General features: G+C 69.8%; 1 pseudogene. It reads right to left on the reverse strand.

Features of this window, described 5'->3' with window-relative positions:
• Window positions 1–68: 68 nt before the first annotated feature.
• Window positions 69–275: pseudogene (locus tag A9Z05_RS30205) on the reverse strand (amino acid ABC transporter ATP-binding protein); the annotation flags it as partial.

Below are 275 nucleotides of genomic sequence, written 5' to 3' on the forward strand. Positions count from 1 at the left end.
GCGCGGCCGTGATGAACTGGCGCCGATCGGTCATCGCGCGGCACCTCGCGGGTGGGAAGCGGCGCGCATCACAGCACCCGCGACAGGAACGCGCGAGTGCGCGAATGCGACGGCGCGTCGAGCACGACGGCGGGCGGCCCGGCCTCGACGATGCGCCCGCGTTCCATGAACAGCACGTTGTCCGCCACTTCGCGTGCGAAGCCGATCTCGTGCGTGACGATCACGAGCGTCGTGCCCGAGCGCGCGAGCTCCTTGATCACGTCGAGCACTTCGTT

The sequence above is a fragment of the Burkholderia sp. A2 genome, from assembly GCF_001729305.1.
Taxonomy (GTDB): domain Bacteria; phylum Pseudomonadota; class Gammaproteobacteria; order Burkholderiales; family Burkholderiaceae; genus Burkholderia; species Burkholderia sola.